The 13,573-nt window shown below is 62.9% G+C and carries 14 protein-coding genes; all 14 read left to right on the plus strand.

From position 1 onward, the window contains the following. Positions 1-3: 3 nt before the first annotated feature. The 14 genes from mraY (at position 4) to AAGF34_RS11320 (ending at position 13,547) form a co-directional block, all read left to right on the plus strand. A complete protein-coding gene (gene mraY / locus AAGF34_RS11255) occupies positions 4-1,182 on the plus strand; it encodes a phospho-N-acetylmuramoyl-pentapeptide-transferase (protein WP_342620690.1) in 1,179 nt (392 codons plus the stop codon). Between the two features lie 5 nt (positions 1,183-1,187). Continuing rightward, positions 1,188-2,702 carry a UDP-N-acetylmuramoyl-L-alanine--D-glutamate ligase gene (gene murD / locus AAGF34_RS11260; protein WP_342620691.1) on the plus strand — a complete coding sequence of 505 codons (1,515 nt, stop codon included), beginning with the start codon at positions 1,188-1,190 and terminating at the stop codon, positions 2,700-2,702. Between the two features lie 5 nt (positions 2,703-2,707). Further along, positions 2,708-3,952 (plus strand): putative lipid II flippase FtsW, encoded by a 1,245-nt coding sequence (gene ftsW, locus AAGF34_RS11265; RefSeq protein ID WP_342621081.1) that lies wholly within the window; start codon positions 2,708-2,710, stop codon positions 3,950-3,952. Beyond that, positions 3,949-5,016: an undecaprenyldiphospho-muramoylpentapeptide beta-N-acetylglucosaminyltransferase gene (gene murG, locus AAGF34_RS11270; protein ID WP_342620692.1), complete on the plus strand. Its 1,068-nt coding sequence runs from the start codon at positions 3,949-3,951 to the stop codon at positions 5,014-5,016. The genes ftsW and murG overlap by 4 nt, the downstream gene beginning before the upstream one ends. Further along, a complete protein-coding gene (gene murC, locus AAGF34_RS11275) occupies positions 5,013-6,428 on the plus strand; it encodes a UDP-N-acetylmuramate--L-alanine ligase (RefSeq protein ID WP_342620693.1) in 1,416 nt (471 codons plus the stop codon). Before murG ends, murC begins: the two co-directional genes overlap by 4 nt. After that, positions 6,425-7,378: a D-alanine--D-alanine ligase gene (locus AAGF34_RS11280; protein WP_342620694.1), complete on the plus strand. Its 954-nt coding sequence runs from the start codon at positions 6,425-6,427 to the stop codon at positions 7,376-7,378. The genes murC and AAGF34_RS11280 overlap by 4 nt, the downstream gene beginning before the upstream one ends. Continuing rightward, positions 7,375-8,154, plus strand: coding sequence for a cell division protein FtsQ/DivIB (locus AAGF34_RS11285; RefSeq protein WP_342620695.1), 780 nt, complete (start codon positions 7,375-7,377; stop codon positions 8,152-8,154). Before AAGF34_RS11280 ends, AAGF34_RS11285 begins: the two co-directional genes overlap by 4 nt. 24 nt (positions 8,155-8,178) lie before the next feature. Beyond that, positions 8,179-9,408, plus strand: a complete 1,230-nt coding sequence (ftsA, locus tag AAGF34_RS11290; protein ID WP_342620696.1) for a cell division protein FtsA — start codon at positions 8,179-8,181, stop codon at positions 9,406-9,408. 151 nt (positions 9,409-9,559) lie between these two features. Further along, positions 9,560-10,804: a cell division protein FtsZ gene (gene ftsZ, locus AAGF34_RS11295; protein ID WP_342620697.1), complete on the plus strand. Its 1,245-nt coding sequence runs from the start codon at positions 9,560-9,562 to the stop codon at positions 10,802-10,804. 146 nt (positions 10,805-10,950) lie between these two features. Continuing rightward, positions 10,951-11,874, plus strand: coding sequence for a UDP-3-O-acyl-N-acetylglucosamine deacetylase (gene lpxC / locus AAGF34_RS11300; RefSeq protein ID WP_342620698.1), 924 nt, complete (start codon positions 10,951-10,953; stop codon positions 11,872-11,874). Positions 11,875-11,891: 17 nt separating this feature from the next. Next, entirely contained in the window at positions 11,892-12,068 is a 177-nt protein-coding gene (locus AAGF34_RS11305) for a hypothetical protein (protein WP_342620699.1), read from the plus strand. 24 nt (positions 12,069-12,092) lie between these two features. Then, positions 12,093-12,650: an NADPH-dependent FMN reductase gene (locus tag AAGF34_RS11310; protein ID WP_342620700.1), complete on the plus strand. Its 558-nt coding sequence runs from the start codon at positions 12,093-12,095 to the stop codon at positions 12,648-12,650. Positions 12,651-12,671: 21 nt separating this feature from the next. Further along, entirely contained in the window at positions 12,672-13,097 is a 426-nt protein-coding gene (locus AAGF34_RS11315) for a DUF1801 domain-containing protein (RefSeq protein WP_342620701.1), read from the plus strand. Positions 13,098-13,121: 24 nt separating this feature from the next. Beyond that, the gene (locus tag AAGF34_RS11320) at positions 13,122-13,547 is read left to right on the plus strand and encodes a nuclear transport factor 2 family protein (RefSeq protein ID WP_342620702.1); all 426 of its coding nucleotides are present in this window, start codon (positions 13,122-13,124) and stop codon (positions 13,545-13,547) included. Positions 13,548-13,573: the final 26 nt, after the last annotated feature.

Genomic DNA, 13,573 nt, shown 5'->3' on the forward strand with positions numbered 1-13,573 from the left:
TTCATGCTGCTGACATTGGCCCAATGGTTGCAGAGCCTGTCGCCGGAGTTCGGATTCTTCCGGGTGTTCCAGTACATCACCTTCCGTGCGGTGATGGCCGCGCTCACGGCCTTGCTGATCGGTCTATGGGCCGGTCCCATGGTGATCCGGCGCCTGACCGAACTCAAGATCGGCCAGCCCATACGCGGTTACGGCATGGAAAGCCACCTGAGCAAGAGCGGCACGCCCACCATGGGGGGCGTGCTGATCCTGCTGTCGATAGCCGTATCCACCCTGCTGTGGTTTGACTGGCACAACCGTTTCGTCTGGATCGTGTTGCTGGTCACGCTGGGCTTTGGCGCCATCGGCTGGGTCGACGACTGGCGCAAGGTGGTGCACAAGGATCCTGAGGGCATGCGCTCACGCGAGAAGTATTTCTGGCAATCGCTGATCGGCCTGCTGGCCGCTTTGTATTTGATGTTCTGCATTTCTGAGAACTCCAACCTGCGCGTGATGCAGCTGTTCTTCCAGTGGATCAGTTCCGGCTTCGATGTGAGCCTGCCACCCAAGGCCGGCCTGATGCTGCCGTTCTTCAAGGAAGTGAGCTATCCGCTGGGCGCGCTGGGCTTTGTGGTGTTGACTTACCTGGTCATCGTGGGCGCCAGCAATGCGGTGAATCTGACTGACGGGCTCGACGGCCTGGCCATCATGCCGGTGGTGCTGGTGGGCTCTGCGCTGGGTGTGTTTGCCTATGTGACCGGTAGCTCGGTGTATTCCAAGTACCTGTTCTTCCCCTACATCCCCGGCTCCGGCGAGCTGATGATTTTCTGCTCGGCACTGGCCGGTGCAGGGCTGGCCTTTTTATGGTTCAACACCCATCCCGCGCAGGTGTTCATGGGCGACGTGGGCGCGTTGGCGCTGGGCGCCGCATTGGGCACGGTGGCGGTCATCGTGCGCCAGGAAATCGTGCTGGCCATCATGGGCGGCATCTTCGTGGTGGAGGCGCTGTCGGTCATGCTGCAGGTGACCTACTTCAAATACACCAAGAAGAAATTCGGTGCGGGCAAGCGGCTGCTGAAGATGGCGCCGCTGCACCACCATTTTGAAAAAGAGGGCTGGAAAGAGACCCAGGTGGTGGTGCGCTTCTGGATCATCACCATCCTGCTGTGCCTGATCGGCCTGTCCACCTTGAAGCTGCGTTAACGAACATGAACAACTTACGCGATCAACAAGTCATGGTCTTGGGGCTGGGCGCCTCGGGCCTGGCCATGGCGCGTTGGTGCGTGCGTCACGGCGCGCAGGTCACCGTCGTGGACACCCGTGCCGAGCCGCCCCAGCTCCAGACGCTGCAGCAGGAGCACCCTGCGGTGCAGTTTGTGCATTCGCAGTTCGTTCCTTCCCTGATCGAAGGCAGCCCGGTGCGTGCCGTCTTCAAGAGCCCGGGCCTGAGTCCCGCCGATACCGATGCACTGATGGCCACGGCCCAGGGTCTGGGTCTGTGGGTGGGTGGTGAGCTCACCTTGTTTGCGCAGGCCCTCAAGGACCTGGCAGAGAGCCAGCAATACGCACCCAAGGTCCTGGCCATCACCGGCACCAACGGCAAGACCACAGTCACTTCGCTCACCGGGCACCTGGTGCGCTGGGCCGGCAAGACGGCCGCTGTGGCCGGCAACATCGGCCCCACCTTGCTCGACACACTCGCCAAAGCGCTGGATGAGCAGGCCTTGCCCGAGTTCTGGGTGCTGGAACTCTCCAGCTTCCAGCTCGATCTTCCCAGCGGCCTGGAGCCCACGGCAGCAACCGTGCTCAACGTGACCCAGGACCATCTGGACTGGCATGGCGACATGCAGGCCTATGCCAAGGCCAAGTCGCATATCTTTGGTAACACCGGCCTCATGGTGTTGAACCGCGAAGACGCCACCGTGATGGCCATGCGTCCCGAGCCGGTGCGCGTGAAGTTGCAGCGTCCGGTGGAGCGGCCCTATGTAAGCTTTGGCACCGATATGCCACAGCGCCCCGGCGACTTCGGCATCGAGGAAGTCAATGGCATGACCTGGCTGGTGCGCGCCCTGGAGGCCGATGAGACGCGCAAGAAATTCAAGGACGCGGAGGAGCTGCACATCCAGCGCCTGATGCCGGCCGATGCACTGCGCATCCGTGGGCGCCACAACGCGGGCAACGCTCTGGCCGCCCTGGCACTGTGCTCGGCTGCCGGCTGCGCGCTGGGCCCGATTCTTTTTGGCCTGCGTGAATACCGTGGTGAACCGCACCGGGTCGAGAGCGTGGGCATTCTCAATGGTGTGGAATTCTTCGACGACAGCAAGGGCACCAATGTGGGCGCCACAGTGGCCGCACTGCGCGGCCTGGGCGAGGAACGCAAGCTGGTGTTGATTCTGGGCGGCGAAGGCAAGGGCCAGGACTTCTCGCCGCTGGCCGCACCGGTGGCGCGCCATGTGCGCAGCGTGGTGCTGATTGGCCGCGATGCGCCGCTGATCCGTCAGGCGTTGGCCGATACCGGCATTCCCCTGCTGGATGCCAGCAGCATGGAAGACGCGGTAGCCCAGTCCAACCGCGCGGCCCATGCAGGCGACGCGGTGCTGCTGTCACCTGCCTGCGCCAGCTTTGACATGTTCAAGGACTACGCCCACCGTGCTCAGTGCTTTGTGGACGCGGTGCGCAACTTGGCGCTGGAAAACGGCACCGAGCTGGAGCAAAGTCAATGAGCGCCATGGCAAGCACCATCAAGGGCTGGTTCACCCGTGGGGCGGACGGGGCCGCGGCATTGCCGGTACGTCTGGGCGGTCGCGGGTCCTTCTCCACGCCCACCCGTTCGGTACAGGTGCGCGGCTTTGATCAGCCGCTGGTCTGGGTCACGGTCAGCCTGTTGCTGTGGGGCCTGGTGATGGTGTATTCGGCATCCATTGCCATGCCCGACAACCCGCGCTTTGCCAACTATGCGCACACCCATTTTCTGATCCGTCACATTGCATCGATTGGTGTGGCATTTGTCGCGGCACTGCTGGCGTTCCAGGTGCCGGTGCAGACCTGGGAAAAGGTTGCCCCCTACCTGTTCATCGCCTCGTTGGTGCTGCTGATGCTGGTGCTGATTCCGTTCATCGGTAAAGGCGTCAACGGCGCACGGCGCTGGATTGCGCTGGGCATTCTCAACTTCCAGCCCTCGGAGCTGGCCAAGTTTGCCGTGGTGCTGTACGCAGCCGACTACATGGTGCGCAAGATGGAAGTGAAGGAGCGCTTCTTCCGCGCGGTGATGCCGATGGGCATTGCGGTGGCGGTGATTGGTCTCTTGCTGCTGGCCGAGCCCGACATGGGAGCCTTCATGGTGATTGCCGTGATTGCCATGGGCATTCTGTTTCTGGGTGGCGTGAACGCCCGCATGTTCTTCCTGATTGCCGCCATCCTGGTGGTGGCCTTCGGTCTGATGATTGCCCTGTCCGAATGGCGGCGCGAACGCATTTTTGCCTACCTCAACCCCTGGGACGACCGTTACTCCATGGGCAAGGGTTACCAGCTTTCGCATTCGCTGATCGCCATAGGGCGCGGCGAAATTTTTGGCGTGGGCCTGGGCGGCAGTGTGGAAAAGCTGCACTGGTTGCCCGAGGCGCACACCGACTTCCTGCTGGCCGTCATCGGTGAAGAGTTCGGTCTGGTGGGCGTGGTCACGGTGATCTGCCTGTTCCTGTGGCTGACCCGCCGCCTCATGCACATCGGCCGCCAGGCCATCGCGCTGGACCGCGTGTTTGCCGGTCTGGTGGCGCAGGGCCTGGGCCTGTGGATGGGCTTCCAGTCCTTCATCAACATGGGCGTGAACCTGGGCGCTCTGCCCACCAAGGGCCTGACCTTGCCACTCATGAGCTATGGCGGTTCGGCCATCCTGATCAACCTCATTGCTATCGCCGTGGTGCTACGCATTGACTATGAAAACAGGCAACTCATGCACGGAGGCCGGGTATGAGCCAACAGCCTTGCGCACTCATCATGGCTGGCGGCACGGGCGGCCATATCTTCCCTGGGCTGGCCGTGGCCGAGGCACTGCGCAACAAGGGCTGGCGCGTGCACTGGCTGGGCGCCCCCGGTAGCATGGAAAGCCGTCTGGTTCCCGCGCGTGGCTTTGCACTGGAAACCATTGCCTTTGGCGGCGTGCGCGGCAAGGGTCGCATGACCTTGCTGCTGCTGCCACTGCGCCTGCTGCGTGCCTTCTGGCAGAGCTTGCAGGTGGTGCGTCGCGTCAAACCCGATGTGCTGGTGGGCCTGGGTGGCTACATCACCTTCCCGGGCGGCATGATGGGCGTGCTGGCGGGCAAGCCGCTGGTGCTGCATGAGCAGAATTCGGTCGCCGGCATGGCCAACAAGGTGCTGTCGCGCGTGGCAGACCGTGTGTTCACTGCCTTCCCCAAAGTGTTTGCCAAGGGCGAGTGCGTGGGCAATCCCTTGCGTTCCGAGTTCCTGAACCAGCCGGACCCGCAGACCCGCTTTGCCGGACGCAGCGGACCATTGCGTCTGCTGGTGGTGGGCGGCAGTCTGGGTGCGCGTGCGCTCAACAGCGTGGTCCCCAAGGCACTGGCCCTGATTCCACAGGCACAGCGCCCAGTAGTGATCCACCAGAGCGGTGAAAAGCAGATCGACGAGCTGCGCGCCAACTATGCAGCCGCGCAGGTGACGGCCGAACTCACACCCTTCATTACCGATACCGCTGCGGCGTTTGCCGCGGCCGATCTGGTGCTGTGCCGCGCAGGCGCCAGCACCGTGACCGAGCTGGCTGCCGTAGGTGCCGCTGCGGTCTTTGTCCCTTTTCCGTCCGCTGTGGACGACCACCAAACCTTCAATGCCCGCTTCCTGGTGGACCAGGGCGCGGGCTGGCTTATGCCCCAAAGCGAAATGACACCTGAACGTCTGGCCGAATTCATCACCACCACCGACCGCACCGCGCTGCTGCAACGCGCGCAGGCCGCAAAACAGTTGCAGCAACTGCGTGCCACCGACGCCGTGGTGGCCGCATGCGAGGAGCTCACCGCATGAAGCACGCCATCAAACATATCCATTTTGTGGGGGTGGGCGGCTCCGGCATGTCCGGCATCGCCGAGATCCTGAGCAACCTGGGGTACTCGATCTCCGGCTCCGATCTAGCCGACAACGCGACCACGCGACGTCTGGCTTCGCTGGGCATCAAGGTCCATGTGGGCCACAGTGCCGACAACGTCACCGGTGCCGACGCGGTGGTGACCTCGACCGCGGTCAAGCAGGACAACCCCGAGGTGGTTCGTGCTCGCGAGATGCACATCCCCATCGTGCCGCGTGCGCTGATGCTGGCTGAACTCATGCGCCTCAAGCAAGGCATCGCCATTGCCGGCACGCACGGCAAGACCACCACCACCAGCCTGGTGGCCAGTGTGTTGGCTGCGGCCGGGTTGGACCCCACGTTTGTAATCGGTGGGCGCCTCAACAGCGCCGGTGCCAATGCCCGCCTGGGCCATGGCGACTACATCGTGGTGGAGGCCGACGAGTCGGACGCATCGTTCCTGAACCTGCTGCCGGTGATGGCGGTGGTGACCAATATCGATGCCGACCACATGGAAACCTACGGCCATGATTTCGGCCGCCTCAAGAAGGCCTTTGTCGACTTCCTGCACCGCATGCCGTTCTATGGCACTGCCATTCTGTGCACCGACGATCCGGCAGTGCGCGATATCGTCCATGACGTGACTTGCCCGGTCACCAGCTATGGCTTCAACGAAGGTGCCGAGGTGCGCGCCATCAACGTGCGGGCCGTGGGCGCACAAATGCATTTCACGGTGCAACGCCGCAACGGCGTGGTCCTGCCCGACATGGATGTGGTGCTCAATCTGCCCGGCATGCACAACGTGCTCAACGCACTCTCTGCGATTGCGGTGGCGGTGGAGCTCAACATCGAGGACGCGGCGGTGCAAAAGGCGCTGTCCGAATTCCGCGGCGTGGGCCGGCGCTTTCAACGCTATGGCGATTTGCCGCTGCCCCAGGGCGGCACGGTCACCGTGATCGACGACTACGGCCACCACCCCGTCGAGATGGCCGCGACCCTGGCGGCTGCGCGCGGCGCTTTCCCGGGGCGCCGTCTGGTGCTGGCCTTCCAGCCGCATCGCTACACCCGCACCCGCGATTGCTTTGAAGATTTCGTGAAAGTGATTGCCCTGGCCGACGGCGTGCTGCTGAGCGAGGTTTATGCCGCAGGTGAAGCGCCCATCGTGGCAGCCGACGGCCGCGCCCTGACCCGCGCACTGCGCATCGCCGGCAAGGTCGAGCCGATCTTTGTGGACGACATCCTGGCCATGCCGCAGGCCGCCATCGACAACGCCCGCGACGGCGACGTGTTGATGTGCATGGGCGCGGGCTCCATAGGTGCTGTGCCGGGAAAGATCGCTGAACTGCTCACCCAAAAAGGAGTGGCCGTATGAGTCACGACGTTTCTTCCCTCGGCAAAGTGGCCGTCCTGATGGGTGGCGCTTCTGCCGAGCGCGAAGTCTCCCTGATGTCCGGCGGCGGCGTGCTCAAGGCCCTGCAAAGCCGGGGCGTGGATGCGCACGCGTTTGATCCGTCCGAGCGCAGCCTGGATGAGCTCAAGCGCGAGGGGTTCGACCGCTGCTTCATCGCCCTGCATGGCCGCTTCGGGGAAGACGGCACGGTGCAGGGTGCGCTGGAGTTGCTGGGCATCCCTTATACCGGGTCCGGCGTGATGGCATCAGCCATCTCCATGGACAAGGTCATGACCAAGCGCATCTGGCGCTTTGAAGGTCTGCCCACGCCGGCCTGGGTTCAGGTGCACAGTGGTGCCGAGACGCGTGCGGCCTTTGCCGAGCTGGGGGCCCCCATGATCGTCAAGCCCGCGCGGGAAGGCTCTTCCATTGGATTTACCAAGGTGATGGATGTGGAGCAGTGCGACGCGGCCTATGCGTTGGCTGCGCAGCACGATGTGGAAGTGCTGTGCGAGCAGTTCATTGCCGGTGACGAAGTGACCTGCCCGGTGTTGGGACCTACCGATGCGCCGCATGCACTGCCGCTTATCCGCATCGTCGCACCCGATGGCAATTACGACTACCAGAACAAGTATTTCACGGACGTCACCCAATACCTGGTGCCCGCCGGTCTGCCCGACGGGGAAGAAGAGGCCATTGCTGCCATCGTCCGTCGTGCCTATCAGGTCCTGGGGTGCCGCGGCTGGGCACGCGCCGACGTGATGATCGACGGCAAGTCCCGCAAACCCTATTTGCTGGAGATCAATACCTCGCCCGGCATGACCGGCCATTCGCTGGTGCCCATGTCGGCCAAGGCTGCTGGCATCAGCTACGAAGAACTGTGCGTGCGCCTGTTGCAAAGCGCCACGCTGGATGCGAGGGCTTTGAAATGAACACTGCGGTGGCTACGCCCGTGGACGTCAAACTCATGAACTTGGCGATGGTCGCCTTGTTGCTGGTGTTTGTCGGCCTGTGCGCTGTGGCCGCCGTGCGCAGTTTCTCGCGCATGCATGCCTTCGACATCCAGGCCATTACCGTGGCTGGCGACACCCGCCACAACAACAGCGTGACGCTGCGTGCCAATGTGGCACCGCGCATTGCAGGCACTTTCTTTACCGTGGACCTGGCCAAGGTGCGCGCCGCATTTGAAGCCGCACCCTGGGTGCGTCGCGCCGTGGTGCACCGCGATTTCCCCAACCGGCTGCGGGTGACGCTGCAGGAACACCAGCCGGTGGCTTTGTGGGGAGGCGAAGGCGAGACTCGGCTGGTCAACAGTTTTGGCGAGGTGTTTGAAGCCAACGTGGGCGAAGTCGATCAAGACGGACTGCCCACCTTGACTGGCCCCGAAGGCCAGGGCCCGGAGGTACTGACCATGTACCGGGCGCTGGCGCCGTTGTTTGCAGCGCAGGACATGACGATTGAGGAACTGGAACTCTCTGGACGTGGCAGCTGGAGCGTGCGGCTGGAGGCCGGCACGGAGATCGAGCTGGGACGGGGCAACACCGAAGAGGTGGTCGCCCGCGTGAACCGGTACCTCAAGACCCTTACCCAGGTGGTTTCGCGTTACGGACGCCAACCCAATGCCATCGAGTCGGCCGACTTGCGGCATGAGAACGGATACGCCATCCGTTTGCGCGGTGTCAGTACCACCGAGGTGGCGAAAAAATAATGGACCAATACAGCAGGTGAATTTATGGCAAAAGAGTACAAGGATTTGGTTGTAGGTCTGGACATCGGCACCGCCAAGGTGATGGTGGTGGTGGCCGAGGTCATGCCGGGTGGCGAGCTCAAGCTTGCGGGCCTGGGCGTGGCGCCCAGCAACGGCCTTAAGCGCGGCGTGGTGGTGAACATCGACGCCACCGTGCAGAGCATCCAGGCAGCGCTGAAAGAGGCGGAGCTGATGGCCGACTGCAAGATCACCCGCGTCTACACCGGTATCACCGGCAGCCACATCCGCGGCATCAACTCCAGCGGCATGGTGGCGGTGAAGGACCGCGAAGTGACGCAGGCCGATGTGGCCCGCGTGGTGGAGACGGCCAAGGCCATCAACATCTCGACCGACCAGCGCCTGCTGTTGGTGGAGCCGCAGGAATTCATCATCGACGGCCAGGATGTGCGCGAGCCCATTGGAATGAGTGGCATCCGGCTGGAAGCCAAGGTGCACATCGTTACCGGCGCTCAGACCGCGGCCGAGAACATCATCAAGTGCGTGCGTCGCTGCGGTCTGGAAGTGGATCAGCTGATGCTCAATCCGCTGGCCAGCAGCCTGTCGGTGCTGACCAAGGACGAGCGCGATCTGGGCGTGGCCATGGTGGACATCGGTGCCGGCACCACGGACGTGGCCATCTTCACCAACGGCGCGATCCGGCACACCGCAGTGATCCCGATTGCCGGCGACCTGATCACCAGCGACATCGCCATGGCCCTGCGCACACCGACCAAGGACGCTGAAGACATCAAGGTCGAGTCGGGGCACGCCAAGCAGCTGCTGGTGGACCCCGAAGTACAGGTGGAAGTGCCCGGCCTGGGCGACCGCGGACCGCGCATGCTCAGCCGCCAGGCGCTGGCCGGTGTGATCGAACCGCGCATCGAAGAAATCTTCTCCCTGGTCAACCAGGTGATGCGCGAGTCCGGTTACGAGGAAGTGCTCTCCAGCGGCATCGTGCTCACAGGTGGCAGTTGCATCATGCCCGGCATGGTGGAGCTGGCCGAGGACATCTTCCTCAAACCCGTGCGCCGCGGCATCCCCAAATACAACAGCGCTCTGGCCGACATGGTGGCCCAACCCCGCGCCGCCACCGTGATGGGCCTGCTGGAAGAGGCCCGACTGGCCCGCATGCGCGGCTACAAGGTGGCGCAAAAAGCGGGGTCCATGAAGACCGCGCTGGGCGGCATCAAAGACTGGTTCATAGGGAACTTCTGATCATGCAAAACAAACTCTGGCTTGCACGCGGAAGTCCCCATTGGCGATGGCGGGGATTAGGTCCCCCTTCATAGGGTTACAGACCCCGGCAACTGCGAAAACATAACCAAACGACACGAATCAGCAATTTTTGAAATTCAGGAGTAACAAGATGGCCATCGAAATGATTGAAGAAGAAGGTTTTAACCAGGGCACTCAGATCAAGGTGATCGGTGTAGGCGGTGGCGGCGGAAACGCGGTCGAGCACATGATCCAGTCCAGCGTGGACAACGTGGAATTCATCTGCGCCAACACCGACGCACAAGCCCTTTCGCGCAGCTCCGCGCACAAGACCATCCAGCTCGGTGCCACCGGCCTGGGCGCCGGCAGCAAGCCCGACAAGGGCCGTGAAGCCGCCGAGATGGCCGAAGCCGACATCCGCGACGCCATCCAGGGCGCGCACATGCTCTTCATCACCGCCGGCATGGGCGGCGGCACCGGCACCGGCGCGGCGCCCATCATTGCCCGCGTGGCCAAGGACATGGGCATCCTCACCGTGGGTGTGGTGACCAAGCCCTTCGACTTTGAAGGCGGCCGCCGCATGGCCAACGCCGATGTCGGCCTGACCGAGCTTGAAGCCAATGTGGATTCGCTGATCGTGGTGCTGAACGAAAAGCTGCTGGAAGTCCTGGGCGATGACGTGAGCCAGGAAGAAGCCTTTGCTCAGGCCAATGACGTGCTGAAGAACGCCGTGGGCGGCATTGCCGAAATCATCAATGTGCCCGGCCATGTGAACGTCGACTTCGAAGACGTGCGTACCGTCATGGGTGAACCTGGCAAGGCCATGATGGGTACTGCCATGGCCAAGGGCCCGGACCGCGCCCGCATCGCCGCCGAACAGGCCGTGGCCTGCCCGCTGCTCGAAGGCATCGACCTGTCCGGCGCCAAGGGCGTGCTGGTGCTGATCACCGCTGCCAAGGGTTCGCTCAAGCTGTCTGAATCCAAGCTGGCCATGAACACCATACGCGCCTTTGCCTCTCCCGATGCACACGTCATCTACGGCACCGCCAATGACGACAGGCTGGGCGAGGAAATCCGTGTCACCGTGGTGGCAACCGGTCTGTCCCGCAACGGCCAGCGCGCCCGTCCGCCCATGCAAGTGGTGCAGACCCCGGTGCTGCGTACCGGTACCGACAACGTGCCGTTCCAGATTCCCACGCTCAACAACCCGGTGGGCATCCAGAACTCTGCGCCCGCAGGCGCGGCCGGCATCAGCCAGCCCGATTACGGCAGCATGGCCACTCCCAGCGTCTGGCGTACCAACCGCACGCAGGCCGCAGCGCGCGTGGATGCGCTGTCCAGCGGCGGCATGGACGACTACGAGATCCCAGCCTTCCTGCGCAAGCAAGCGGATTGATGGGTGTAAAGCTACTGCGCGCCCCGATCTGAACCCTGTGGTGCTCACCGTACATATGTACGGTTCCGCTCTGCGGGCTCACCTCGGGTCGCTCGCTACGCTTTCCATCCCATCCATCCAAATGCCTAACCGGTAAAATCGCTGCTGTGCTCAAACAAAGAACTCTCAAATCCCTGACCCACGCTGTGGGTGTGGGTCTGCACAGTGGGCAGCGTGTGGAAATCACCTTGCGCCCTGCGGCTCCGGATACGGGCATCGTCTTTCGGCGCGTGGATTTGCCGCAGGTGGTGGACATTCCGGTGTCGGCCGAGGCGGTGACGGATACGCGGCTGGCTTCCACCTTGTCCAAGGGCAATGCCCGGGTGCTGACGGTGGAACACCTGATGTCCGCCTGTGCCGGTCTGGGGGTGGACAACCTGTATGTGGACATTACGGCAGAGGAAATCCCGATCCTGGACGGCTCGGCGGCCTCGTTCGTGTTCCTGCTACAAAGTGCCGGCATCGAGATGCAGAACGCGCCGCGCCGCTTCATCCGCCTGACTCAGCCGGTGGAAGTGCGTGAGGGCACGGGCCCTGCCGAAAAATGGGCGCACCTGGAGCCGTACCACGGCTACAAGCTCAGCTTTGAGATCGACTTCAACCACCCGGCGGTGGACTCCACCGGCCAGCGCGTGGAGTTCGACCTCAGCGTGGGTTCCTACTCGCGCGATATTGCGCGGGCGCGCACCTTTGGCTTCACCAAGGATGTGGAGATGATGCGCTCCAACGGCCTGGCCCTGGGCGGTGGTCTGGACAACGCCATCGTCATGGACGACTACAAGGTGCTCAATGCCGATGGCCTGCGCTACGACGACGAATTCGTCAAACACAAGATCCTGGACGCCATGGGCGACCTGTACCTGATCGGTAAACCCCTGCTGGCGAGCTACTCCGCCTTCCGCTCGGGCCACGCCCTCAACAACAAGCTGTTGCGCGAACTGCTGGCACACCCCGAGTGCTGGGAAATCGTGACCTTTGAAGACGAACGCCGGGCGCCGGTGGGCTTTGCTCAACCCGCGCGCGCCTGGTAGGCCAGAAGGCAACCACCATGCTGATCTTCCGTTGGCTGGCCATGATGTTCGCACTGGGCATCATCGTCAGCTTTGCCCTCTATGCCGGAACCGGTCAGGAGCGCTTCAAACGCTTTGGTCTGCTGGCTCTGAAGTGGGCAGTGCTGGCCGGACTGGGCTTCTTTGCAGTGCTGATTCTGGAGCGCCTGGCCTGAGCGTCTGGGCTGAAAATGCCTGGCATGAACATCCTCGCCATCTCCGGCAGTCTGCGCAGGGCATCCATCAACTCGGCCTTGCTACGCGCCACCCGTCGACTGGCGCCCAACGACATTGCGATCCATCTCTGCAACGGGCTTGGCGAATTGCCTCTGTTCAATCCGGACCTCGAGAGTGATCCGCCGCCCGCCGTGCAATCATTCCGTGCACAGGTGGCCGCTGCGGACGCCCTGCTGATTGCAAGCCCGGAATACGCACATGGGCTGACGGGCGTCATCAAGAACGCGTTGGACTGGCTGGTCAGCTATGAGCCTTTTGCTTTCAAGGCGGTTGCCGTGCTGAACGCTTCGCCGCGCGCCCACCACGCAGACGACGCGCTGCGCGAGGTGCTGCGCACCATGAATGCCACCTTGGTGGAATCAGCATCCATTACGGTGCCGTTGTTGGGCTCGAGTCTTGATGAAGACGGGATGGTGAGTTCCGCTTCGGTGGCGGGAGCCCTGCGCGATTGCCTGGCAAGTTTGTACGATACGGTGGTATTGCAGCAGGCCAACCACCTTGCGTCGTTTCCATTGCGCTAGTGCATTTCCGGAGGGCATTCCATGGCATCCAGTAAATCCCCGGCTAGCAAACCCTTCCCCAAGAAGACACCTGCCAACGACGCCGGCAAGTCGCCCTCGGAGCTGATTGACGCACGCATCACGGAACTCAACGACTGGAGGGGTGCATTGCTCTCGCGTCTTAGGTCCTTGATCCGGGATGCGGACGCCGGCATTACCGAGGAATGGAAGTGGAACACCCCGGTCTGGTCCTGTGGCGGAATCATCTGCACCGGCGAGACCTACAAGAAGGTGGTGAAGCTGACTTTTGCCAAGGGGGCCGCGCTTGCCGACCCGGCCCGCCTCTTCAATTCCAGCCTGGATGGCAACGTACGGCGTGCCATCGATTTTCCAGAGGGCAGCACCGTGGATGAACCAACCCTGCGCACGCTCATTCAGGCCGCCGTGAAGCTGAATAAGTCCACCTAGTCCATCCACCACAGTGAGGCACCATTGAACATCGAACAATTCATGCTCGGCTACAAGGCCGCGTGGGAGCAACGCAATCCCACCATGTTTGCCGCATTATTTGTGCCCGACGGCAAATACCACAACACGCCTTTTCAGGTACAGCAGGGCACAGCGCAACTGGAGGAATACTGGAAGCGGGTGCAGCTACAGGAAGACGTGAAAGTCACGTTTGAAATCCTGGCAGCCACGGCCACCACCGGCATTGCACACTGGCACGTCACTTACCAAGTGGCGTCGGAGGAACTGTTCCAGATCTGGGCCAAGTCCACCGGCACCAGTCTGGTAGCGCGCAAGCCCGGCGATGCTTTACCGCGCATGGTGCTCGACGGCGTGCTGCAGGCGACTTTGGGAGGCGGTGCGTGCGCAGAGGCGCGCATCTGGTGGCACAGCCTGCCGCAGCCAGCCTGAAACCCTTCAGGCCGGCGGGGCAGCGC

The sequence above is a fragment of the Rhodoferax sp. GW822-FHT02A01 genome, from assembly GCF_038784515.1.
Classification (GTDB): domain Bacteria; phylum Pseudomonadota; class Gammaproteobacteria; order Burkholderiales; family Burkholderiaceae_C; genus Allorhodoferax.